19 protein-coding genes, 1 pseudogene and 1 riboswitch are annotated in these 24389 nt (G+C 28.1%); of the genes and pseudogenes, 7 read left to right on the forward strand and 13 right to left on the reverse strand.

Annotated features, from left to right (window positions below):
- Positions 1-26: 26 nt before the first annotated feature.
- The 4 genes from CNEONATNEC86_RS11850 to CNEONATNEC86_RS11865 form a co-directional block, all read right to left on the reverse strand.
- Positions 27-785, reverse strand: a complete 759-nt coding sequence (locus CNEONATNEC86_RS11850; RefSeq protein WP_159136085.1) for a hypothetical protein — start codon at positions 783-785, stop codon at positions 27-29.
- A 167-nt stretch (positions 786-952) separates the two neighbouring features.
- Positions 953-2281 carry an APC family permease gene (locus tag CNEONATNEC86_RS11855; RefSeq protein ID WP_159116416.1) on the reverse strand — a complete coding sequence of 443 codons (1329 nt, stop codon included), beginning with the start codon at positions 2279-2281 and terminating at the stop codon, positions 953-955.
- A gap of 645 nt (positions 2282-2926) precedes the next feature.
- A complete protein-coding gene (locus CNEONATNEC86_RS11860; protein ID WP_125148131.1) occupies positions 2927-3328 on the reverse strand; it encodes a VOC family protein in 402 nt (133 codons plus the stop codon).
- A 47-nt stretch (positions 3329-3375) separates the two neighbouring features.
- Complete coding sequence (locus tag CNEONATNEC86_RS11865) at positions 3376-3540, reverse strand: hypothetical protein (RefSeq protein WP_159116417.1); 165 nt, start codon at positions 3538-3540, stop codon at positions 3376-3378.
- Between the two features lie 227 nt (positions 3541-3767).
- Between CNEONATNEC86_RS11865 and CNEONATNEC86_RS11870 the strand changes: the two genes are divergently transcribed.
- On the forward strand, positions 3768-4985 hold the full coding sequence (locus tag CNEONATNEC86_RS11870; protein ID WP_159136039.1) for an IS701 family transposase: 1218 nt from the start codon (positions 3768-3770) through the stop codon (positions 4983-4985).
- Between the two features lie 483 nt (positions 4986-5468).
- On the opposite strand, the gene CNEONATNEC86_RS11875 is transcribed toward CNEONATNEC86_RS11870, so the two are convergent.
- From CNEONATNEC86_RS11875 to CNEONATNEC86_RS11885, 3 genes and pseudogenes are all read right to left on the reverse strand, one after another.
- The gene (locus CNEONATNEC86_RS11875; RefSeq protein WP_125148130.1) at positions 5469-7487 is read right to left on the reverse strand and encodes a Na+/H+ antiporter; all 2019 of its coding nucleotides are present in this window, start codon (positions 7485-7487) and stop codon (positions 5469-5471) included.
- A gap of 325 nt (positions 7488-7812) precedes the next feature.
- A complete protein-coding gene (locus tag CNEONATNEC86_RS11880) occupies positions 7813-8583 on the reverse strand; it encodes an SDR family oxidoreductase (RefSeq protein ID WP_058295098.1) in 771 nt (256 codons plus the stop codon).
- Positions 8584-8768: 185 nt separating this feature from the next.
- A pseudogene (locus CNEONATNEC86_RS11885) lies at positions 8769-9188 on the reverse strand (cyclase family protein); the annotation flags it as partial.
- A 759-nt stretch (positions 9189-9947) separates the two neighbouring features.
- Between CNEONATNEC86_RS11885 and CNEONATNEC86_RS11890 the strand changes: the two are divergent.
- From CNEONATNEC86_RS11890 to CNEONATNEC86_RS11905, 4 genes are all read left to right on the forward strand, one after another.
- On the forward strand, positions 9948-10619 hold the full coding sequence (locus CNEONATNEC86_RS11890) for a DUF969 domain-containing protein (RefSeq protein ID WP_058295097.1): 672 nt from the start codon (positions 9948-9950) through the stop codon (positions 10617-10619).
- 21 nt (positions 10620-10640) lie between these two features.
- Complete coding sequence (locus CNEONATNEC86_RS11895; RefSeq protein ID WP_125148129.1) at positions 10641-11570, forward strand: DUF979 domain-containing protein; 930 nt, start codon at positions 10641-10643, stop codon at positions 11568-11570.
- A 296-nt stretch (positions 11571-11866) separates the two neighbouring features.
- On the forward strand, positions 11867-12508 hold the full coding sequence (gene pcp / locus CNEONATNEC86_RS11900) for a pyroglutamyl-peptidase I (protein ID WP_159136086.1): 642 nt from the start codon (positions 11867-11869) through the stop codon (positions 12506-12508).
- Positions 12508-12936, forward strand: coding sequence for a gamma-glutamylcyclotransferase family protein (locus CNEONATNEC86_RS11905; protein WP_058296903.1), 429 nt, complete (start codon positions 12508-12510; stop codon positions 12934-12936). Before pcp ends, CNEONATNEC86_RS11905 begins: the two co-directional genes overlap by 1 nt.
- Before the next feature lie 239 nt (positions 12937-13175).
- On the opposite strand, the gene CNEONATNEC86_RS11910 is transcribed toward CNEONATNEC86_RS11905, so the two are convergent.
- The 6 genes from CNEONATNEC86_RS11910 to leuA form a co-directional block, all read right to left on the reverse strand.
- Positions 13176-14543 carry an FAD-binding oxidoreductase gene (locus CNEONATNEC86_RS11910; protein ID WP_159116421.1) on the reverse strand — a complete coding sequence of 456 codons (1368 nt, stop codon included), beginning with the start codon at positions 14541-14543 and terminating at the stop codon, positions 13176-13178.
- 62 nt (positions 14544-14605) lie between these two features.
- Positions 14606-15268 (reverse strand): methionine ABC transporter permease, encoded by a 663-nt coding sequence (locus CNEONATNEC86_RS11915; protein WP_058295093.1) that lies wholly within the window; start codon positions 15266-15268, stop codon positions 14606-14608.
- A complete protein-coding gene (locus tag CNEONATNEC86_RS11920; protein WP_159116422.1) occupies positions 15269-16297 on the reverse strand; it encodes a methionine ABC transporter ATP-binding protein in 1029 nt (342 codons plus the stop codon).
- A 146-nt stretch (positions 16298-16443) separates the two neighbouring features.
- The gene (locus tag CNEONATNEC86_RS11925; protein ID WP_125148125.1) at positions 16444-17298 is read right to left on the reverse strand and encodes a MetQ/NlpA family ABC transporter substrate-binding protein; all 855 of its coding nucleotides are present in this window, start codon (positions 17296-17298) and stop codon (positions 16444-16446) included.
- 222 nt (positions 17299-17520) lie between these two features.
- On the reverse strand, positions 17521-18684 hold the full coding sequence (locus tag CNEONATNEC86_RS11930) for a pyridoxal phosphate-dependent aminotransferase (protein WP_125148124.1): 1164 nt from the start codon (positions 18682-18684) through the stop codon (positions 17521-17523).
- 99 nt (positions 18685-18783) lie between these two features.
- Positions 18784-18904, reverse strand: a riboswitch (SAM riboswitch).
- Between the two features lie 675 nt (positions 18905-19579).
- Positions 19580-21250 (reverse strand): 2-isopropylmalate synthase, encoded by a 1671-nt coding sequence (leuA, locus tag CNEONATNEC86_RS11935; protein ID WP_125148123.1) that lies wholly within the window; start codon positions 21248-21250, stop codon positions 19580-19582.
- 366 nt (positions 21251-21616) lie between these two features.
- Between leuA and CNEONATNEC86_RS11940 the strand changes: the two genes are divergently transcribed.
- Both CNEONATNEC86_RS11940 and CNEONATNEC86_RS11945 read left to right on the forward strand, forming a co-directional pair.
- The gene (locus tag CNEONATNEC86_RS11940) at positions 21617-22258 is read left to right on the forward strand and encodes an MntP/YtaF family protein (protein ID WP_058295087.1); all 642 of its coding nucleotides are present in this window, start codon (positions 21617-21619) and stop codon (positions 22256-22258) included.
- Between the two features lie 768 nt (positions 22259-23026).
- Positions 23027-24295 (forward strand): IS4 family transposase, encoded by a 1269-nt coding sequence (locus CNEONATNEC86_RS11945; RefSeq protein ID WP_125147759.1) that lies wholly within the window; start codon positions 23027-23029, stop codon positions 24293-24295.
- The last annotated feature ends 94 nt before the right edge of the window (positions 24296-24389 follow it).

The raw sequence follows: 24389 nt of genomic DNA on the forward strand, positions 1-24389 counted from the left end.
ATTCTCTAAAAACTTATATTTTTTATTTATGCATTTATATCTAAATTTATTCCTAAAATGGTAAAATTTGAATTATCGTCAGTAATAGCATTTCCTTCTGAATTACTGGTATTATCTGATTCACTGCTTTCAAGTACTTCTTTATAATTTACAATAGGATTTTGCAAGATTCCTTTTGATTTATCACTTAAAAATGTTGTTTGATCTCTATAAATTTTTCTGCTTATTTTTCTTACCTCATCCATAAAGCTTTTCTTAGTAATTGAATCTTTATTAGATGATAAAAATTCGTCTAATTGACCATCCTCTGCTACACTTAATAACTTAGTTTCATTTACTACTAATTTTCCATTGCTTTTTAATGTTATCCCAATATTTTCAAGTTCTTCTTTATTATCTTCAACAAGACTCCTTAACTTTTTTGTTAACTTCTTCACACCTGAATCAGTAGAATATTCTTTATTAGTATCTATAATATCATTATAACATTCAGTAAATTTCTTCATTGACCTATACATTTCTTTTTCGTCACCTTCACTTTTATTTTTATAAAGATCTGTTATGGTCTTCATCATATCTTTTGAATTTTCCTTTATGTCAGAAACATATGTAGATAAAGCCTCTGGAACAACATTTTTTGTTGTGATTTTTATATTTGGCTTTACTTCTGTACTAGCTTCACTGACACTATTTCCACTTTTTGCAATTTTTGAAGTAAAACTTACCGAACTAATAGATTTATTGTAAGAATTATTTATTATTGCTGAATTTATCTTAATTGACATAATATATCGCCACCTTAAATACCTGTTTTAATTCAATTTATTTTCGATATATTTTTTATTTACTTAAGATAATGTTTATCAATTTTATATAACTAATAAATTTGAAAGAAGCATTACTAAAAACTCTATAGCAATGCTTCTTTTTATAAATTTTAATGTGTTTATATTTAATTAGATTTTTCTTGTCTTTTCCAAAAAACAAAGCCTGAGCATAAGATTGAGAAACAAATAATCATAAATATCCAGAATAAATTATTACTCATACTACCAAACACAATTATTAAAGCTCCAATTATTGCTAATATAGGCGTAATTATTCCTATAAATATACTTTTAATTTCTTTATTTATTCCAAACTTTAATACTTTTACATAAAGAATTATATATAATAAGTAACTCATCGCCACTGATATTTCTGATATATCAGAATTTCCCATCATCGATAATTTTGTTGTTATATAGTGAATAGCCAGCCAGAATATTGATATAACAAATCCAACAATAGCCGAATTTACTGGTATATATAATTTTTCATCAATTTTTGAAATCTTATCTTTACATGGAAACATTCCTCTTATTGCTAATGAATATGGTTGTCTTATCATTCCAATGATTAACCCATTAACAGTTCCAATAATAGATATAACAACAAATGTTAGTAATATTTTAGACCCCAAATGACCAAAGATGTTTCTTGCTGCAAGATATACATGCTCATCTCCCAATGCCATTATTGTTTCAGGGCCTAAATATATACTTATTCCAACAAAATATAAAATATAAATTATTAAAATTAAAATTGGTGAAATGATTAAAGCTCTTGGAAGATTTCTTTTAGAATTTCTTACTTCGTGACCTATAGATGTTGAGACTGTCCATCCATCAAAAGAAAATGCTATTGGTGCAATTGCCGCAATCCATCCACTTGAATTTATTCCTTCACTCATATTACTAAGAGATAATCCATCTACATTACCAAAAACCAATCCTGCAAAAGCTATTATAGCCAATGGAAGAAGCTTTATTATTGTCGAAGCACTTTGAAAAATACCACCTAATCTTGCTGATATAGTGTTAATAAAAAACAATGATACTATAACAATAAGTCCTATTAATATTTGTAATTCAAAGCTTCCATTGATACCAAACAGCATACATAAATATATTCCAGCCACATATGCAACTACTGCTATTAATGTTGGATAATATAAAAATGTCATAAACCATCCAAATGCACATGCTATACGTTTATCCCAACACATTTCAGCATAAGCTATAACTCCTCCTGGCTCAGTAGTTCTAGAAGCTAATTCGCCCATTGCGAGGCCTCCAAAAATTATTGCAATTGCTGCTATACAGAATACAATAACACCAAGACCAATGTTTCCTCCAGTTGCTACTAAAATATTATCGCTTTTAAAAAATATACCTGATCCTATTACAACTCCAACTATCATAGCTATGGTTGTAAATAATCCATATCCTTTATTCTTCATTTGTTCCCCCCTATTTTCTTTATAACATACTTTTAATGCATAAATTATTGCGTATAAAGTTATAATTATACATTTTGTTTAGTATATAGCATTCTTCACCATTTTTCAACGACGTTTTGTATATAAATATTAATTTTTAATATATATAATTAAATTATAACGTATTGATATAATTTAATCACTTTTTATATTTAACTATCAATATATTTTCTTATACTTATAAATTGAATTTCTTTGTCTTGTCATAAAAATCATAGATACATCACGTCTTAAGTTATAATTCAGCAGATTAAGCTGTTCTTTTTAATGTATTGATATTTATAATCTAAATATAACTATCTCTTAATCTTAAAACATATGTATTTATAATAACACTTGATACAATGATTTTAGATGAAACAAACAAATAAAGCTCTTATGTGATGCAGTGTATTGCATTAAAAAATGAAGCTTTAGAATTTTTACATTAATAATTATTCCAAAATTGTTTGTCCGATTTTATATCTCACAAACGGTTTTTGTAACAATCATTGATGCTTAAATTTTCAGCTTCATTTTTCTAGCAAGCGCACACAGCATAAAGGTTTTATTTCAGTTATTTCACCCTAAACTTAGTACGTTCCTTATTTATGTCTCGCAATTATACTATTTAATTGTTGTATAAATTTGAAAAATGATTCCAAATTTATCTTTGATTAAAGCATGTGCTGGACTAAAATGAGTTTTTTTAAGCTCACTCATAATCTCTCCGCCTTCTATTAGCTTTTCATAAATACGTTTTGCTTCCTGAACATCATCTAAATTTATACATATAGAAACTTGATTTCCCTCTTGATAATCCATTCCTGGAAAAACATCTGAAATATTAATATTAGTTTCACCAATTTTTACTATTGAATATGTAATATAGCTTGATATTTTATCATTATTAGAACAATCCTTAGTTTGCTTAAAAATAACTTCAGCGTTTAGTGCTTCTTTATAAAATTCAATCGCTTCATTTCCTCTTCCATTCATAAAAAGAAATGGTGCAAGTTCTAATGCCATAGTTAAACACCTCCTTCGATCTATTATGACTATTATTCTCAATTACATTATACTACTAAAATAAAATTAAATATAGTGATTTTATAATCTTTTACCAAATTATAACTGATATTATTTTTAATCCCTTTATTAAGAACCATAATAAAGCTAAGTGAATTTTTAATTCTTGAATTAGCTATACGTAATTTAGTATAGCTATCAATAGTATTCATATAATAGTACCTCCTTGAACACTAAAAATTCTTCTTAATAAGATATCGGCTTTTTTACATATTATTTTATATATTCAATATTTTACTTGACTTGTGCATTAATTTAAGAAAATTTACCATTGGATTTTTATTGACATTTTACCAGTATAATTTTAAATAAAAAAGTAGCATATAAACCTCAAACATGCTAGATTTATTGTTGCGAAACCAAATCTAAGGAGATTTATATGCTGACAACAATATTAAACCAAAATGAAACAATTATCAACTATATTTCAGAGCTAAATCTGCCATATTCTTCTGCGATAAAGAATCATATGGTAAATATAGTATCTGGAATTATTGTAACAGAAGGAAGCAAAACTATTTCATCTGTTCATAATAAAATTACATGTAATAGAGATCGAAGTACTGGTTCAAGGTTTCTAAGTTCATATTCATGGAATCATGAATATGTTACGCAAGAACGCATATTTCATGCAATATCTGAAATTTCCAACACTTGTGAAGCTAGTGATGTTGGATTCCTAATCATTGATGATACCTTAACTAAGAAAAATACTTCAACTAAAAAAATTGAAAGCTTAGATTTTCACAATTCACATGCTGATGGCAATAAACCCAAATGGTCACACTGCTTAGTTACATCGCATTATAAGATTAATGATTATTCTATACCTTTAGATTTTAGACAATATCACCGAAAGGAATCGAGTAAAAAATTATCTAAAAAATTTCTAGATAAAAATGAACTTGCGATGGAACTGATGAATGAATTCACTCCTGTAACTAAAAACAATTATTTACTAGTTGATTCATGGTATACTTCAGCAAAAATTTTGCTTCACGGTTTAATAAATGGTTGTCACACTATAGGCAGAATAAAATCTAACAGAGTAATATATCCGGCTGGCATTAAAACAAATGTCAAAAAGTTTTCTTCATACATTAGGACTAATGAGACTAGCTTAGTTACCGCTAGTAATAACAAGTACTATGTTTATAGATATGAAGGAAAACTTAATGATATTGAGAATGTAGTTGTACTTATAAGCTGGACTAAAAACGATTTATCTGATAATCCAGCATTCATTATAAGTACGGATGTTTCACTCGATAATAAAACCATAATTTCATATTACGAAAAGCGTTGGGATATTGAAGTAAGTTATAGATATCATAAAACAGCTCTTGGTTTTGATGAATTTCAAATTCAATCTTTAAAATCAATACATAGATATTGGAGCATGATATTTTTAACGTATACTTTTCTTGAGATTTTCAGAGTCAAATGTGGGAAATTATATAAATTTAAAAATATTGGAGATGTAATATTACACTTCCGAAACAACTATTTGGTAAAAATAGTTTCTTTTGCACATGAATGTGCAGATAACGGGATTGATTTACAGTCTACTATTGCCAAATTAGGACTAGTAGCTTAAATTTTTCCTATTTACTGCACAAGTCTAGTATTTTATTTAACAAAATTCTATATAACTCTATATGTACCATATAAGAATAAATATGTTTTTTATATTTATATCTTACATAATGAATACTTATTTACTCTTCCAAAAATCTATGTAATTTTGTTTTAAAAAAATGTTGTTAAAATTATAAATTCTGCTATAAAATAAAGTAACCATATCCTATATATAATCCTCATATAATATTATGATTACTTTATTTCATTTTTTGTTTTAATTATGCTTTACCAAATATAACAACATTTATTTAAAACATTTCCCTATATCTTTTTCAATTACACATAAACATTCCAAAATTACATCATTAATATGTCTTAATTGTAACTACAAATATAAGTTTAATCTGTTCGCAAATTAATAAAGTCATAGTAGAAACTATAATGACCTCATATATTTTCTAAATATATGAGGTCATTATTATGTTTAACATATTTAATTTTAATCAAGTATATCGCTTTCAATGTAATTCAAATTTTTCCTAAGTGTGCTCGCCACATTCCATGTAATATCCCCAGTTTCAAATAATGCTTGTATAACTTCTCTTTCCAATTGCAATGCTTTAAATTCAACTCTTTTCTTTTCAGCTTTATTTATCTTTTTAAGAATTGGTTTATTTGCTACTAATATTAATCTTTGATAATATAAAATTGTATTTTTTACATATTGTTCATTTTCTATTGTCATATTCTTCTTAAGGTAATCTATTATATACTCTGCATTAATAATATGAAGTGACCTTAGTGCATCAATTTTCAAGCGTTTAACAGAATTCTTCTGAGCTTTCAATTCCTTTAAAATAAGATTTATTCTTCTTATATTAAAAATTATAATTGATACTATCCTGATTGCTTCTTTAACTCTTAATAAAATATTTTCTCTAGATGACACTAGTTTAATTTTATTTCTTACTAACATTTCATATGAATACGCTGCTTGTTCATCTATTTTTTCTTCTTCTAAAAGCTTTCTTGTATTTTCTATTTCTTTTTTATAACAAAGTACTCTAAGCTTCTTTTCTTCCTTATTAACCACATTCCAATTATTATAATCTGAAGTGCCATTTAGTAATTCATTAATTTTATGATTATATTCTGCTACAGTTAAATCAATATACTTTTTATCATAATTTTCTAACTTTAATTTATTTATTGTATTTTCCCATACCTTTACTTGAGAACTCTTTAATATTCTCAAATTATCAAGTTCTTCTTTAGGATCTTTTTTGGCAAACATAGGAAGTATAAATGTTGCTATGCAGAGTGTAAGTAAAATTACTCCTACTGCTAAAAATAAGATTAAGTTTCTTTCAGGAAATTTATCTCCATTTTCTAAAAATAATGGTATAGATAGAATAGTTGCTAAGGTAACAGCTCCTCTCACTCCAGACAATGCACTTAAAAATGCTGAACGTAAATTAACTTTCTTTTGTTCTTTTGTAAGGTTCTTATTTCCAAACTTAAAAATTAAATAAACCCATAAAAATCTGATTATATGTAGAGCTAATGTTATTATTAAAACATCAACTATAGCTTTCATTGTATTTATTGTTGATTCATAATAAGCAACCTTAATAATTTCTGGCAACTGCAATCCAACCATTATAAATACCAGACCATTTAGCATGTATACAAATACTGACCATATATTTTCCGATGCTTCATTTAATTTGGGATTTTTAGACTTTAATCTTTTATTTGATAATGAATATACCATTCCAGCCACAACTACAGCTAATATCCCAGATACTTTAAATATTTCTTCTGAAATAACATATATTATATATGGAGTTAATATCTGAAGGAATAATTCTATTGTAATGTCCTCCATACCAAGATTCCTTATAAATATTTCAAAATATATTAATATCTGCTCCAATATAAATCCTACAATAATACCACCAATTGCAACTAAAACAAAATTTGCTGTTGCATCAAATATAGAAAAGGTTCCTGTTAATGCAGCAGCTAAAGCAAACTTAAAAGATACTATTCCAGATGCATCATTTAATAGTCCTTCCCCTTCTATAAGATGTATTACTTTCTTAGGTAATGATATTTTCTTTGAAAGTGCGCTTACTGCAACATAATCAGTTGGTGATAATGCTGCTGCTAAGGCAAATGCTGCTGCCAAAGATATTGAAGGTGATAATTTATTTATAAGAAACCCAACCAATATTACTGTAATAAAAACTAATGCAAGCGCCATTAAAATTATATCTTTTCTTTGATTCCATAATGACCTTTTATCACTATTTTTTCCATCATAAAAAAGAAGCGGAGCTATAAAGACTACTAAAAAAATGTGTGGATCAAGTTCAATTATAAATTGTGGATGCAAGATTGCTATTATCGCTCCCATAAGTATTTGTATAATAGGTACTGATAATTTCGGAATAAATCTACTTATTATATTAGAAAATAATATAGATAATAATAATACTAAAATATAATTAAACATTCATTCATCTCCAGTCTTATGTGATTATTTGTGCAAAATAACTATAATTATCCCAATGACGTACTTTTAATTTTATCATATCTTGAGAATACAAATTTATAAATATTAATGTCCATTTGGTAAATTTATTGTTAACATAGGAAAAAATTTTTAGAGCAGATTTCTCTAGTAGATATCAACTAATATTATCAGCCATATAAAAATAGAACTTGCCTAACAAGTTCTATTTCCCTTATTTACTGAATAGTCAATATGCACATTTTTATTGGGTAATAGTCTTATTTTGAGAATCACATTAAAAATTGCACATGTTATCTAACATTCCTTACTTTTCATCATAGTTCCATCCAAAATCATCATGATAAATCATAAGTTTTGTCATCCCGCCATCAACATTTATATTTTCACCAGTAATGAATGAATTTTTTTCATCACACAAAAATAAAGCTGCTCTTGCAATATCTTTCGGAACCCCTACACGTTTAGATAAATGCTGATTTAAATCTCCATCTGAGTATTTTGGTTCTTCCATTCCATATGATTCATATGTATCAATCCATCCTGGAGATATGGAATTAACCCTTACCTTTCCAGAAAGGCTCACCGCAAGTCCATGAGTAAGTGCAGCAATTCCTCCCTTTGCAGCAGTATAACTTTCAGTATCTCTTTGAGACATAAATGCTCTTGTTGAAGATATGTTTAAAATAGCTCCACCTTTGGCAAAATTATTTTTAAATAAAAGCGATAACATATATGGCGCTGTTACTCCTATTTTCAACACATAATTAAAGTCATCAAAACTACATTCAGAGATTATTCCTTTTCTGCTTATACATGCATTATTGATTAAAACATTAATTTTTTCATACTTGTTTATAACAAAGCTTGAAAACTCCTTTAGCACGCTTTCCTCTGCAATATCTCCAAAGTACCCTTCTACATTAAGTTTATCATGTCTAAATTCTTTTTCTGTCTTACTTATTGCTTCTTTATTATTATCAATAAATATTACTTTATATCCTTCCTCTGCAAATTTCTTCACAAGTTCCTTGCCAATACCAAGTGCTCCACCTGTTATTACACATACTTTATCCATGTAATTCCCTACTTCCTAATAATTAATCAAAGACTTGCTCCTATGTTCATCTTATATTTTATAATTATACTGAATACATGATCTAAAAGCAAAAGAACTCGAATAAAAACGAGTTCTAGCTTACATATATACATTAATTAATTATATATATTTCTCCATTAATCATTATTATATTTCCAACTTAATTATTCTTCTACAATTGCAACTGCTTGTATCCAACCTGCACTTGCCTCTTTAATTTTAATAGGGAAACAGCTTACAGTGAACCCAAAAGAAGGGAGCTTTTCAAGATTCGTAAGTTTTTCTATATGACAATACCCACATTCAATTCCTGCAAAATGTCCTTCCCAAATAATTGATGAATCATTGGTTTCATTAAACTCTTTTGCTATAAGTGGCAATGGACGATCCCAACTCCATGCATCAGTTCCAACAACATGTACACCTTTTTCACACAACCATAAAGTCGCTTCTTTTCCCATTCCACAACCTTTTACAAGATATTCTGGTTTATCCCAATACTTATCTGCACCAGTATTGACAAATACAATATCATTTGGCTGAAGCTCATATCCAATTTCTTCAACTGCATTTTCCATGTCCTTAGCTGTTACAAGATATTAATCTTCAAGGTTTCTAAAATCAAGTTTAACACCATTTCCCATACACCATTCAAGATATATGAATCGTATTTAACTAAATAGCATAATATCCATGTCGAAAATTTTTCCTCTCAGTCATAAATAATTAAGTTGAAAAATATACTTTTTTGTTTTTGCTTGACATATCTTAAAACTTACTGTAGAATTATATTTGGTTATTGACCATATAACCTCTCATAAATTCTCAATACCCTTTTATACCATAGTTGAAAGATGGATACCCACCATCTTTCTTTTTTTATTTATAATAAGGAAAATAATGCTCTTTCTTTGATTAAGATTCTTTTAAAGATATATCTTCTTCTATCCATCCATTGAAATAACTCTTAATAATTTTTTCGTGAATATTCATTTCACACCTTTTTTCTTTATTTTTAATAAACATCTTCTATATTTAATGAACTTTCTTTCATTAGCTTATAGCCAATGCAATATGTTAAATATACCATATATACTACTATGATAATATCCATCTAAAATAAATATTAATTATTATTTATTTTAAGTTATAAATATTAATTATTATTTATTTTTATGCAAAAAAATATTAATATCGCAAAAATTGTTATATAATGCCGTATTTTAAAACCGATATATTATTGATTACAGATTTTAAATAAGTATTTATTAAAATTTCCAGTGATTTTTTATTCATTTTATAGTATAATAATAAAAAATTAAAAAGCGAAAGGATAGATATTAATGCAATTAATAGGAATTTTAATAATTATAGTAGGGTTTGCACTTAAATTCGACACAATAGCAGTTGTTGTAGGTGCTGGTGTAATTACCGGGCTTGTTTCTGGTATGAGCATAACAGAAATACTTACAACACTTGGAGATTCATTTGTGACAAATAGAACTACGTGTTTATTTATGTTAACTTTACCTATAATAGGTTTATGTGAAAGATATGGCTTAAAAGCTAAAGCAATTAATCTTATAAAAAAAGCAAAAGGTTTATCTACTGGAAAGCTATTAAGCGGATACACATTAATAAGAGAAGCAACAATAGCTATGGGCGTTACACTTGGAGGCCATCCTCAATTTGTAAGACCTTTAATAAGTCCAATGGCAGAAGGAGCTTCAATAGCAGAATATGGTGAACTAGATCAAAAAGATATTGATAAAATCAGAGCCTACTCAGCTTCTTCTGATAACATCGGAAACTTTTTTGGTCAAAATGTATTTTTAGCCAATTCAGGTGTTCTTTTAATAGTCAGCACTTTAGAAGGTGTGGGAATAAATGTAGATCCACTTCAAATTGCTAAAGCATCAATACCGGTTGCTATTACAGCATTTGTTTTATGTGCTATAAGAAACTACCTTTTTGATAAAAAACTTCAAAAAAAATATTCTGCTAGAAGCAAATAAATTTAAGGAGATTAAAAGATCATGGATATATCGACAATTTCAAATATACTTCTTGAAGTATTTTACATAATGATTGGATTATATATGGCTGTTACTATGGTATTTACTTTAAAAGACAAAAACCATAAAACACGAATAGGTACTGCTTTATTTTGGGGTATAGTATCTGTAATTTTTATTTTTAGTAAATTAATACCTTCAATAATTACTGGTACTCTTATTATAATCATAGCTTTATTATCCGCATTCAAACAAATTAATATAGGAACTTTAAAGCAATTAGATAGTACTTTTACTAACTTAAAAGCTGAAAAATTAGGTTTGAAAATATTTATACCATCACTTACTATTGCCTTTGTTGCTATGATTATAGCTTCATTTACTCCACTTCCTGGAACTGTAGCTATCGGAATATCTTCAAGTGCTGCTTTAATACTTACATTTATATTAACAAAAGCAAAACCAATTGAATTTGTTGAAGATAGTAATAGAATGTTCCAATCCGTAGGTGTATTTTCAATATTGCCTCAGCTTCTAGCTGCTTTAGGAGCACTCTTTACAGCTGCTGGAGTTGGTGATATAATTTCAAACCTTATATCTGGAATTATACCAGAAGGTAATGTATTATTTGGAGTTATTGCTTACTGCGTAGGTATGGTATTATTTACCGCAATTATGGGCAATGGGTTTGCTGCATTCTCTGTAATAACTGTCGGAATCGGTATCCCATTTGTATTCGCTCAAGGTGGTGATCCTGTAATTTGTTCTGCTTTAGCATTAACAGCTGGATTCTGTGGAACACTACTTACACCTATGGCTGCAAACTTTAATATGCTTCCAGTTGCACTTCTTGACATAGAAGATAAAAACTCAGTTATAAAGGCTCAAGCACCTTTAGCTATAGTTTTATTAATAATACATATTGTACTTATGTACACTTTAGGTTTTTAAATTATAGTCAAATCTTGTATTTGTCTGACCCAGTTTAGTCAAAAATTTAAATCTTTGATTTAATTATTTTACTTACACAAAGTGTACTCACGTTGGATCCAATCACTTACTCCTACGAACAAATGTAATGTAAGTAGTGAGTTTCATTTAAGTGAGAGCCAAAATCTTGTATTTGGTTGCCCAAGCTTACTACTACGAATGTATATTAGTAGTGAGTTTACTCTATATATCTAAAATAAGCGAAATCCACATAATTCTATGTAGATTTCAGCATAATACTTAAGGAGCTGATAATAATGAAAGTTTTAATAACAGGATTTGATTGTTTTGGTGGAGAAAGTATTAATCCAGCTTTAGAAGCTGTAAAAAAACTTCCTGATACCATAGAAGGAGCAGAAATAATTAAATTAGAAATTCCAACTGTATTTAGAAAATCATTAGAAAAAATTGAAGAAAATATAATAAAGCATAATCCAGATATAGTTCTTTCAATCGGTCAGGCTGGTGGAAGATTTGGAATAACACCTGAAAGAGTTGCAATAAACATTGATGACGCCAGAATTGAAGATAATGAAAAAAATCAACCAATCGATGTTGCAATATTTGAAGATGGCGAAAATGCTTATTTTAGTAACCTCCCTATAAAGGCTATGGTAAAGGAAATGAACGAATCTGGTATTCCTGCTTCAGTTTCAAATACCGCTGGAACTTTTGTATGTAATCATGTTATGTATGGCATACTTTATATGATAGATAAAAAATATCCAAACATAAAAGGTGGCTTTATACACGTTCCATACTTGCCTTTCCAAGTAGTAAATAAACCTAATACACCTTCTATGTCACTACTTGATATAACAAAAGGCTTAGAAATCTGTATTAAAGCGGCTCTAACTAATAATAATGATGTAAAAACTATTGGTGGTGAAATTTGTTAATGAATAATATAAATATTTTTGTTTATGGAAGTCTAAGAGAAGGTTTTTTTAATTATGATAAATATTTGAAAGGTAAAGTAATAAAAAATATTCCTGCTGTTTTAGAAGGAATGGATTTATATCATATGCCTTATAAGGGATATCCAGCTATAGTTCCAAATGAGCACAGTAAAGTCTTTGGTGAAATAGTCGTTGTTAAAGATTATGATGAAACTATAAGAGATATAGATGAAATGGAAGGTGTTATAGACCATAGGCACCCTGAAAATGAATACCATAAAGAGCTATTAACTGTTGAGCATTTAGATACTGGTATAAAAGAAGACTGCTATGTTTACTTTTATAATTTAGATAATGATTCAATTTTTAACGAAAAAGCTATACATATTCCAGATGGAGACTGGAAAAAATATATGTTAAATAAATAGCGATGTACTAAGTTTAGATTGAAATAATCGAAATAAAGTTCTAAAATTCTTAGACAGAGGATGTTCCAAAAATATTTGTCCAAAACTTGTTTTTTGGGAGCAAACATTTTTAAGCACATCCTCTGTCTTTAAAATTTTGACCTTCAATTTTCCTACAATACGAGTATATCATATATTGAATTTCGGTTGTTATCCACTAAACTTTGATATTGCGTAATATATTTATACCATCCTTGTTTTTAGGAATAAACTTTTCCTACGTTTAATATGCCACTTTTATCAAAAATTCGTTTTATTTCATTCATATATTCAATATTATCTTCATTGGTAACTTCAATAAAATACTCTTTTTTATGAAGTCCAATTCCATGCTCACCTGATGGAAGTCCTTTAAATTCATGACTTTTCCCATAAAGTTCATATAAAAAGTCATGAGATTTCTTTTCCCATACCTTTTCTTCTAAATGGTTTCTCAAAACACTTACATGTATATTTCCATCACCAGCATGACCAAAATAAATTAACTTAATGTTGTATTTTCTACCAAGTTCGCTTGTAAACTTAGCAAATTCAGATATTTTTGTTATTGGTACTACTATATCAATAGGTATGCTTTCATCATTTGCTTCAATAGCATTACACAAAGCTCCTCTTATTTTCCACGTATTTATTGCTTCTTCTTCATTTAAAATAATAAAATCTAAAGCATCAGAGTTTAAAAGCACTTTCTTTGCTTTCTCAGAATTTGATTTAATTTCTGACTCATCTCCATCAAATGTTAATAGTAAAAATGCTTCACCTTTATCAGAAGGCAGTTTAAGATCTAAAAATTTCTCTGAATTTTCAGCTACATTTCTTTCCATAAATTCTATGGCTGTAGGATTTGCACTGGCTTTAAGAATTTTTATAACAGAATTAACTCCATCTTCCAAATTATTAAATGGAACTAATACACTTATTGACTTTTCTGGTTTTGGTATTATTTTTAAAACTATCTTAGTAATAACCGCAAGAGTTCCTTCTGATCCTATAATTAAGTTTTTTAAATCCAGTCCTGTACTATTTTTTATAGTTTTACCACCAACAGTTATAGCTTTTCCATCACCAGTTACAACTTCCATTTCTCTTACATAATCTCTTGTAACTCCATATTTAACAGCTCTCATTCCGCCTGCATTTGTGCTGACATTTCCACCAATTGAAGCAGTTTTTTCTCCTGGATCTGGTGGATAAAAAAAATTTCTTTCTTCAACATAAGATTGTACATCTTTTAAAAGAACACCAGGCTCAACTGTTAATGTTAAATTTTCTTCATCTATTTCAAGTATTTTATTCATTTTTGAAAAATCTAATACAATACCTCCATGAAGCGGTACAGTTGCTCCAGTAAGTCCAGTTCCAGCACCTCTTGGAGTTATATGAATTTTATTTACACTCGCATACTTTATTATATTTTGAACTTCTTGTGTTGATTTTACAAAAACTAGTGCATCGGCATGTCCATATTCTCTTTGTAAACTATCACTTAAATACTTTTTTTCAATTTTATCTCCAATGACAATTTGACTTTCATCTTTTACTATTTTTTTAAGTTCATTAATATCCATATTTCCCCTCCTATGTTAAAATCAATATTGCTTATTCCTAAATAATATTTGATCATAATTTTCTATCTTCTATAAACTTTTCCAGCTATTAAATCACCACTAATTTGAATAAATTGAACCAATATTACTAATATAGCCACAGTTACAATCATGACTCCAGTTTCATATCTATAATATCCGTATCTTATGGCAAGGTCTCCAATCCCGCCTCCACCAACAATTCCAGCCATTGCTGAAAAACCTATTAAACTTACAAGATTAACAGTTATTGCTCTTATTAAACTTGGAAGAGCTTCAACAATAAGAACATCTGTTAATATTAATTTAAAGCTTGCACCAGATGATATTGCCGCCTCAATTACTCCACTATCAACTTCACTAAATGCCCCTTCACTAAGTCTTGCAAAGAATGCAATAGATGCAATTGTTATAGGTACTGTTGCAGCTTCAGGTCCAATGCTTGATCCTACTATTAATTTTGTAACTGGTAATAATAACACTAACAATATTACAAATGGAAGTGAACGTATTATATTTATAATAAAACTTGCAATACCATTAATTATCTTGTTTTTAAAAAATAGTTTATTAGAAGTTAAATAAAGTATAAGTCCAATTGCTCCCCCTACAAACAAAGATATAATCATAGCTGTAACAATCATTTTAGAACTATCTAAAACTGCCTGCAAAAGTTCCACTTTTAAAATTTCTATTGTATTTTCCATCTATATCACCTCCAAATAATCATTAATTATTCTTTCAGTTTTTACCACATTATTCTTTATAAACTGCTTTGCTCTTGCTATTTCTTCCTTATCGCCAACTATACTTACAATCAAAGTTCCTATTGGTTTATTATCTATATAATCTATCTTTCCATGAATTATACTAATATCAACATTATAATTTTTAGCTACTTCTGATATTACAGGTTTTAAGCTATCATTTCCTTTATAATTTATTTTAATTATTTCGCCTTCACCTAATAAATCAAAAATTTCCCTTGGAAGATCAACACTTGAATTTTTATTAATTAAAGACTTAGTAACTTCATGTTTAGGATCAGAAAAAATTGAATATACATCATTAACTTCAACTATTTCTCCATTACTCATAACTGCTACCCTATTAAATAATTTCTTTGCCACTTCCATTTCATGAGTTATAAATACAATAGTAATATTTAGCTTATCATGTATATCCTTTAATAGATTAAGTATTTCTTCAGTATTTTCTAAATCCAATGCTGATGTAGCCTCATCACACAAAAGCACTTCTGGATTGTTAGCAATAGCTCTTGCAATACCTACTCTTTGTTTTTGCCCGCCACTTAAGTTTGCTGGATATACTTCTTTTTTTTCTTCAAGTTTAACTAAGCTTAGTAATTCATTGATTCTTTCATTTCTTTTATCTTTTGGATAATTATTTGCTTTTAAAACGAACTCTATATTTTCATATATTGTCTTTCCACTTATTAAATTAAATTGTTGAAATATCATTCCTATTTTTAATCTTTTTTCCCTAAGCTTGCTTCTGCTTATATTAGTTATATCTTCATCATCTATAATTACTTGTCCTGATGTAGGTTTTTGAAGTAAATTTATTACTCTGACAAGTGTACTCTTTCCCGCTCCACTTAATCCAACAATTCCAAAGATTTCACCTTTGTTTATTTTTAGATTCACATCTTTAACCGCTTGCACTTTTTTTCCTTTTATTTTAAATTCAACATTTATATCTTTTAATTCAATCATTCTTATCACCACCCATATAATTTTTTCTAGCTTACAATAATATTGCCATTATCGTAAGCTAGATTTCTGCATTAATATGATAATATTACTTATATTTTAGTTTATATTACACTCTAATATAATTTAAAATTTTTTTCTTAATTATATTATTTCCACCATTCTGGTTTAGAAAAGTCTTTAAACTTACTGTTTTCTATTGCTGTTTTAAAATCATCTGATTCTATTACTTCTAAAAGATCTTTTCCTAGTTCTTTATCTAAATCTTCTGTTCTAACTGCTACTACATTTTTATAATTTTCTGTTAATGGCTCTACAGCTAATGCTTTGCTATAATCAAAACCTGATGCAAATGCATAATTTCCCGGAACAAGTGCAGCATCTACACTATCTAAACTTCTTGCAAGTTGAGCACCTTCAACTTCAACGAACTCAATATTTTTAGTATTTTCTGCAATATCAAGTGTACTTGCTTTTGTTGCATCAACATTATCTTTTAACTTAATTAATCCATTAGCACTCAACACGTTTAATGCTCTTGCAAGATTTGATGCATCATTTGGAATAGCTATTTTTGCACCATCTGGAATTTTGTCAATTGAATCATATTTTTGTGAGAACATACCCATTCCAAGTGTTGGTACAGTTTTAACAGCTGAAATATCTAAATTATTATCAGCGCTAAATTTCTTTAAGTATTCTGTATGCTGCATTAAGTTTGCTTGAATTTCTCCATTATTTAAAGCTTGATCTGGTTGAATATAATCACTAAATTCCTTTACTGTGATTTTATATCCCTTTTTTTCAAGTAATGGTGTAAACACTTCCTTAATCATATCTCCATAAGGACCAGGGCAAACACCTACAATAATATCCTTTGAACTTCCACTTGAAGCTTGGTTATTACTCTCTGTACTTTTATCCTTTGCTCCTCCGCATGCAATTAAACTAATGCCTACTGCTGTTATTAATGATAATGCTCCTAATTTTTTTAAAATTTTCATATTTTATTCTCCCTATAATCTTCACTAAATTATTATTGCTTTTTATTTTTTAATTATAATAATTCTTATATAATTAGTCATATTTATTTTGATTTTTTATTTATATATTGTGATTTCAATGTACTTTCTTTTATTCTTTACCTTTTCTTGAAATCACAATATATTGTTATATTTTATTTATCAGAATCTTAATTTAAATTACACCTACATTTATATATTAATTTACTTTTTCATATAATTTTTTAAATTCTCTAATCTTTTAAGTGCTTCTCTAAGAGTTGCTTCTGTTTTGGCAAAATGTAGTCTTATATAATTATTAACATTGCCTCTAAAGAAACTTGATCCTGGAACTGCTGCAACTCCTATTGTTCTTGCAAGCCATATACAGAATTCATAGTCATCTTCATATCCAAATTCTGATATATCAACCATAACGTAATAAGCACCTTGTGGTTCAAAATACTTTAATCCTATTTTATCTAAACCTTCTAAAAAGAATTTTCTTTTCTTATCATATAGATCTGTTAATCCATCATAATAATCTTGTCCAAATTCTAGTCCTTTAACAGCTGCTTCCTGAAGTGGCGCTGCTGCTCCAACTGTTAAGAAGTCATGAACCTTCTTACATTGTTCTATCACTTCTTTGCTTGCAATTATATATCCAAGTCGCCATCCAGTAATTGAGTATGTCTTTGATAATGAACTACATGATATTGTTCTTTCAAACATTCCAGGAAATGAAGCTATGTAAGTATGTTTATATGGAGGATATACCAAATGTTCATACACTTCATCTGTTATTACAAAAGTATCAAACTCTATGGCAAGATCTGCAATGTACTGAAGTTCTTCCCTTGTAAATACCTTTCCTGTTGGATTTGATGGATTACAAAGAACAAGTGCTTTTGGATTTTGCTCAAATGCATGTCTTAATTCATCTTTATCAAATGTAAAAGTTGGTGGTTTAAGCTCAACATATATTGGCTCAGAACCTGAAAGAACTGTATCTGCTGTATAGTTTTCATAAAATGGTGAAAATACAATTACTTTATCATCTACATTACAAACACTCATCATTGCAGCCATCATTGCTTCTGTACTTCCACATGTAACTACTATATTTTCTTTAGGATCAATATGAATTCCCATAAACTTTTCTTGCTTAGCTGCAAGCTTTTCTCTAAAATTTTGTGCTCCCCATGTTATTGAATATTGATGCGGTCCTTCATCTGCCACTTCTTTTAATCTATCTGTTATTTCTTTTGGTGGATCAAAATCCGGAAATCCTTGCGATAAGTTTATAGCACCACATTCTTCAGAAACTCTTGTCATAGCTCTAATGACTGATTCTGTAAATCCATCTAATCTTCCACTTAATTTTGCCATATATATGCCCCCTTCTAATACTATCAAGTTACTAAGAATTAAATAAAAATAAAACGCCAGAGAATAAACTCTAGCGTAATAATCACCATAAAATTCATCCTCTTATCTATCAGTTATAAAAAATAACTGCAGGAATTAGCACCATTATATATAGTAAATGAACTAATATATCGGTTGCTGGGCTTCATAGGGCCAGTCCCTCCACCACTCTTGATAAGTTATATATTCAATTGTTAGTTGATGAATTTAGTATATATTTATTTTCTTAAAATGTCAATATATTCTTTAGATAAATTTATAATATTAACTTATTTATTCCATAATATAAATATAAGATATACTAAGTTTAAAGTAAAATAATCAAAATAAAGCACTTATATGGTGCTCACTTGTTACAAATAATGAATCTAATAATTTAAACATCAATGATTGTACCCAAAACTGTTTGAGTCATCTAAAATCAGACAAAAAATTTTGGAACAATCATTAATGTAAAAATTCTATAGCTTTATTTTTGAATTTAAGACACCCATGAGCCGAGAATCTAAATCTTGTATTTGGCTCGAATCGCTAGCATTTATTATGTAATAAGCGACTCTATAAATTACCAGAATTGTATTTTCACGCATGAACAAAAGAAACTTAGTATTTATGATTTTATAGAAAACAAAGAAATTCAATATATGAATATACGTAGTATTGTATTAAAAATTGGAGTTATTAAATTCTTAGACAGAGGCTGTTCCAAAATTGTTTGTCCAAAACTTGTTTTTTGGAGCAAACAGTTTTGGGCACAACCTCTGTCTTTTGAATTTTTAACTTCAATTTTCCTACAATACGAGTATATCATATATTGAATTTCGGTTGTTATCCACTAACCTCTGACACTCGTAATTTATTTACTGTATAAACGGTTGATTGCACTTAGCATTGCCTTAATAGATGCTCTTGTAATATTACTATCTACACCAACACCAAATGTTTTTTCTTTATTATCATTTCTTTGCATATAAACATAAGATGCTGCCTTTGCTTCAGAACCTGTACTCATAGCATGTTCATTATAATCAATTATTTTAACATCTATATCAATATTTTTTCCTATAGCATTTTTAAATGCATCAATAGGCCCATTACCTATACCTTCTATACTTCTAGCTTGTCCATTATAAACAACATTCATATTTACTTTAGTATCATTATCCCCATTAGTTTCAGAATAATCAAAGAACTGACATTTATCAAGCTTTAGAGCATCTTGTCTTTCTAGATATTCACGAGTAAATGCATCCATAACTTCAGTAGGTGAAACTTCTCCTTTTCCTTCTGAAATCTTTTGAATAACATCTGCAAACTCTTTCTGCATAGTCTTAGGTAGCTTAAATCCATAGCAATGGTCCATTACAAATGCCACTCCACCTTTACCTGATTGACTGTTAATTCTAACTAATGCCTCATATTCACGGCCTAAATCACTTGGGTCTATTGGTAAGTATGGAACCTGCCATATTCCATCATGTCTTTCTTCATACTTCTTCATCCCTTTATTTATAGCATCTTGGTGAGATCCTGAGAACGCTGTAAATACTAAGTTACCTGCATAAGGATGTCTTACATGTACAGGTATTTTAACGCATCTTTCATATACTTCTACTATTTCATCAATATTTTCAATATTAAGCTCTGGATTTACTCCATGCGAAAACATATTATAAGCCACAGTTAAAATATCAACATTACCGGTTCTTTCTCCATTACCAAGAAGTGTTCCCTCTACTCTATCTGCACCTGCAAGAAGAGCAAGCTCAGCATCAGCAACACCTGTACCTCTATCATTATGTGGATGAACACTTAATATGATTCTTTCTCTGTCTTTAAAATGCTTAGACACCCATTCAATTTGATCAGCATACACATTTGGCGTATCCATCTGTACAGTTGATGGTAAATTTATAATTATTTTATTTTCTTTAGTAGCTTCCCATACATCTGCAACTGCATCACAGATTTCAAGAGCATACTCAACTTCTGTTCCTGTAAAGCTTTCTGGTGAATATTCAAGTACTATCTTTCCATCAAATTTTTCTACATATCCCTTTACAAGTTTAGTTCCTTCAACTGCAATTTGCTTTATTTCTTCCTTACTCATATTAAAAACAACATCTCTTTGAAGAACTGAAGTTGAATTATATATATGAACAATAGCTTTATTTAAGCCTTTTAAACTTTCAAATGTTTTTTCTATAAGGTGAGGTCTTGCTTGTGTTAAAACTTGTACATAAACATCATCCGGAATAAGATTTTCGTCTATTAATTTTCTTAAGAAATCATATTCAATTTGTGATGCAGAAGGAAATCCGACTTCAATTTCCTTAAATCCAAGCTTAACAAGTAAATTAAAAAATTCTACTTTTTCTTCCACAGTCATAGGATTAATAAGTGCTTGATTCCCATCTCTTAGATCAACACTACACCAAATTGGTGCCTTCTTTATTTCATTATTTGGCCATGTTCTTTCCTTATAGTTTATTGTTTCAAATCTCTTATACTTTTTATAATTTAACATTTTTTGCCCCCCAAAATATATTTATTATAAAGCTCTTTCCACATGCATTTTTAAATCGCAGATATAGCCCCTCAACCACTCCACGTATCTTCATAATAAATATAATCGTTCTATCTACGGTGTTATTAACCCCACAAGAATCACTCCTTTGTATTTTGAATATTAAGTGTATTTTAACACACCGATGAAGGTATGTAAATATTTTATACAAATAGCCATCACTTTTTTAATATATAACCTGTTATTTTATAAAATTCATAACCTTTTTATAAATATCAACATTTTTTTTCTTTATAATTAAGTTCCCTTTTATGCTTAATTTAATATACTAGCAATATAGCAATTATTTTAGGAGAAAAAGAAAATATGAATTATTTTTCGCCTATTTTACTTACCATTACAGCATGTTTACCTATTATAAGTGCTACTCACAATTTAAAAGTAAATTCAATATCCATCCATAAATCAAGTTCTACTTTTATAAGTATACTTGTAACTATTGGAACATTTCTTTCTATGCTTTTAGGTAATTTAATTAGTATTCTATTAGGTTCTTATATATCAAATATTTTTGGAATTGTATTACTGTTTATCATAAGCATATATTTTCTTTGTGAATATAAAAGACATCATGAATATTTCTTAGGATATGATACATCATTTTATTATGAAACTAACCTTAAATATAAAAATATACTGGAAAATCCAAAATGTTTAGATAAAAATAATTCTAAATTAATTGATATTCCTAAAAGCATTCCTTTTGCATATGCAATTGTAATAAACAGTTTTTCTTTATTTTTTAGTGCAGGAGTAATTCATATAAATTTGGATTTATGCTTGATTTTTATTTTTTTATTTTCTCTACTTTCATTTTACCTTGAATGTTTCATAATTAAGTTTAAATTCTTTAGATTTATTTTAAGATATAACATTTTGATTACTGGAATTCTATTACTCATAATGAGTATATATGAGTATGGTTTAATATTTCATATCATTTCTTAAAATTGTATGCCTCACAACAAAAATAAATGACGTACTGAGTTTAGTGTGAATAACCGAAATAAAGCTCTTATGAGGTGCTCGCTTGCTAAAAAAATGAAGCTAAGAATTCAAACATGCAGACTTGCACCCACAAATGTTTGCTCCAATATAAAATTGGACAAACAATTGTGGGTGCAGTCTACATGAAGAATTCTAAAGCTCAATTTTTGAATGCAAGACACCGCACACATAAGAGCTTTATTTCTTTGTTTCATCTAAATTCAGAGTATCCGTATTATTGCTGCTATACATAAATACATTTTAAAATTAAGGATTAGTTATTTATAGATATTAAAGATTTAAAAAGTTAATATTTCACCATTTTTTAAAAGATATAGATTTATAAATATCAGAATATAAATCCTTACGAATGTGCACTTATAAGGAAACCTATTCATCATTATATGAATAGGGGCTATACTGCTAAGTTCGTACCTCAGCAAGCATTATATGCCAAAGAGCAGCTATGCTGTAATTCGGAACTTTTCTTATATATTGGGGAATACTTGGATTTTATAAATAGCCACATAAATTATAACTAAAATAAATTAGATGTCTATGATTTTAGAGAAAAACAAAGAAATTCAATATATGAATACCCGACTCACATTCGTTCGCTCAATGTCGTCAACTTAAGAAAATATAGAAAATTTAATAAAAAACACTTGACAATAGGTAAAAAAATGCAGCCTCGCTATAGATATTAAATTTATAGCGAGGTTTGATTTTATGAAAAATATTAAATTACTATCACAAATTTTAAAACGAACAAATAAATTAATTGTTTCAGATGAATATAAGCAGTCATATAGTTTAGGAAATTCTTTTTCAAGGAAAAGAAAACTATCGTTTTCTAATGTAGTTTATTTAATTTGTTCTGTATTACGAAAGTCTATACCTTTAGAAATAGATAATTTTATTGAAAATCATACATGTTTAAACTTTCCTAATATATCAAAGCAAGCATTTTCTAAAGCAAGACAAAATATTTCACCTGAAGCCTTTAAAGAACTATGTAGATTATTTGTTGATTCTTTTTATAATTCAAAAAAGAAATTGAATAAATGGCATGGATTTAATATTCTTGCAGTTGATGGAACATCTATACAAGTTCCTGATACTATTGAATGTGGTAAATACTTTGGAGTAAGTAAAAATCAAAATAAAACTCAAACAGCAGTTGCGACGGCATCAGCCTTATATGATATATTAAATGATATTATAATTGATGCTTCAATAACTAAATTTAAAACTAGTGAAAGAGAATTAGCAAAACAACATCTAGATCAAATCAACAATGAAAAATTATCAAAAAACAGTATTGTAATATTTGATAGAGGATACCCTTCTTATGAGATGTTTGACTATTTAGATACTAAAAATATGCTTTTCTTAATGAGAGTACCATCATCATTTAAAACAGTACAAAATATTGATTCCAATGATTGTATTTTGGAATATAAAATAAAGAGAAAATACAGAAAATTGCGTGTTATAAAAATAGAGCTTTCAAACAACATTACAGAAATATTAGTCACTAATATTTTTGATGAAAACATTAAATATGATGAATTTAAAGAGTTGTATTTCCTTAGATGGGGAGTCGAAAGTAAATACAAAGAGTTAAAAAGTAGTATTCAGATAGAAGAATTTTCGGGAACAAAACCAATTTCTATAGAACAAGACTTTTTTGTTTCTATTTATTTATCAATGGTTGTAGCTCTTATAAAAGATGAGGCCGATGCTGCGATAGCAGATGAAATTAAAGATAAGAATTTAAAATCAATGTATCAAGCAAATCGAAATTTTATACTTGGGCAAGTTTTTAATAGAATTATTAATTTATTAGTTAATGCTAAATTAACAAGAAAAATTTTAGAAATAATATTAGAAAAATCTAAAAAAATTCGCTCACAAATACGTCCCAATCGTTCTCGTGAGCGAAAAAACAAACATCCAAGGAAAAAGCATCATCACAATAAAAAATCATGCATTTAAATTACAAATAATTGCATATTTCAAAATTCACTTTAACCAGTGGATTTATTTAGTGTACCATTTTTTAGAAGAAATTTAAATATATCATCTAAAA

Origin of the sequence: Clostridium neonatale, assembly GCF_900465025.1 — a bacterium.
Taxonomy (GTDB): Bacteria; Bacillota; Clostridia; order Clostridiales; family Clostridiaceae; genus Clostridium; species Clostridium neonatale.

What these genes read in the sequence shown, in the direction of transcription:
- CNEONATNEC86_RS11850 (WP_159136085.1), bottom strand. Translation starts at nt 785, where the DNA reads ATGTCAATTAAGATAAATTCAGCAATAATAAATAATTCTTACAATAAA.
- CNEONATNEC86_RS11855 (WP_159116416.1), bottom strand. Translation starts at nt 2,281, where the DNA reads ATGAAGAATAAAGGATATGGATTATTTACAACCATAGCTATGATAGTT.
- CNEONATNEC86_RS11860 (WP_125148131.1), bottom strand. Translation starts at nt 3,328, where the DNA reads ATGGCATTAGAACTTGCACCATTTCTTTTTATGAATGGAAGAGGAAAT.
- CNEONATNEC86_RS11865 (WP_159116417.1), bottom strand. Translation starts at nt 3,540, where the DNA reads ATGAATACTATTGATAGCTATACTAAATTACGTATAGCTAATTCAAGA.
- CNEONATNEC86_RS11870 (WP_159136039.1), top strand. Translation starts at nt 3,768, where the DNA reads ATGCTGACAACAATATTAAACCAAAATGAAACAATTATCAACTATATT.
- CNEONATNEC86_RS11875 (WP_125148130.1), bottom strand. Translation starts at nt 7,487, where the DNA reads ATGTTTAATTATATTTTAGTATTATTATTATCTATATTATTTTCTAAT.
- CNEONATNEC86_RS11880 (WP_058295098.1), bottom strand. Translation starts at nt 8,583, where the DNA reads ATGGATAAAGTATGTGTAATAACAGGTGGAGCACTTGGTATTGGCAAG.
- CNEONATNEC86_RS11890 (WP_058295097.1), top strand. Translation starts at nt 9,948, where the DNA reads ATGCAATTAATAGGAATTTTAATAATTATAGTAGGGTTTGCACTTAAA.
- CNEONATNEC86_RS11895 (WP_125148129.1), top strand. Translation starts at nt 10,641, where the DNA reads ATGGATATATCGACAATTTCAAATATACTTCTTGAAGTATTTTACATA.
- pcp (WP_159136086.1), top strand. Translation starts at nt 11,867, where the DNA reads ATGAAAGTTTTAATAACAGGATTTGATTGTTTTGGTGGAGAAAGTATT.
- CNEONATNEC86_RS11905 (WP_058296903.1), top strand. Translation starts at nt 12,508, where the DNA reads ATGAATAATATAAATATTTTTGTTTATGGAAGTCTAAGAGAAGGTTTT.
- CNEONATNEC86_RS11910 (WP_159116421.1), bottom strand. Translation starts at nt 14,543, where the DNA reads ATGGATATTAATGAACTTAAAAAAATAGTAAAAGATGAAAGTCAAATT.
- CNEONATNEC86_RS11915 (WP_058295093.1), bottom strand. Translation starts at nt 15,268, where the DNA reads ATGGAAAATACAATAGAAATTTTAAAAGTGGAACTTTTGCAGGCAGTT.
- CNEONATNEC86_RS11920 (WP_159116422.1), bottom strand. Translation starts at nt 16,297, where the DNA reads ATGATTGAATTAAAAGATATAAATGTTGAATTTAAAATAAAAGGAAAA.
- CNEONATNEC86_RS11925 (WP_125148125.1), bottom strand. Translation starts at nt 17,298, where the DNA reads ATGAAAATTTTAAAAAAATTAGGAGCATTATCATTAATAACAGCAGTA.
- CNEONATNEC86_RS11930 (WP_125148124.1), bottom strand. Translation starts at nt 18,684, where the DNA reads ATGGCAAAATTAAGTGGAAGATTAGATGGATTTACAGAATCAGTCATT.
- leuA (WP_125148123.1), bottom strand. Translation starts at nt 21,250, where the DNA reads ATGTTAAATTATAAAAAGTATAAGAGATTTGAAACAATAAACTATAAG.
- CNEONATNEC86_RS11940 (WP_058295087.1), top strand. Translation starts at nt 21,617, where the DNA reads ATGAATTATTTTTCGCCTATTTTACTTACCATTACAGCATGTTTACCT.
- CNEONATNEC86_RS11945 (WP_125147759.1), top strand. Translation starts at nt 23,027, where the DNA reads ATGAAAAATATTAAATTACTATCACAAATTTTAAAACGAACAAATAAA.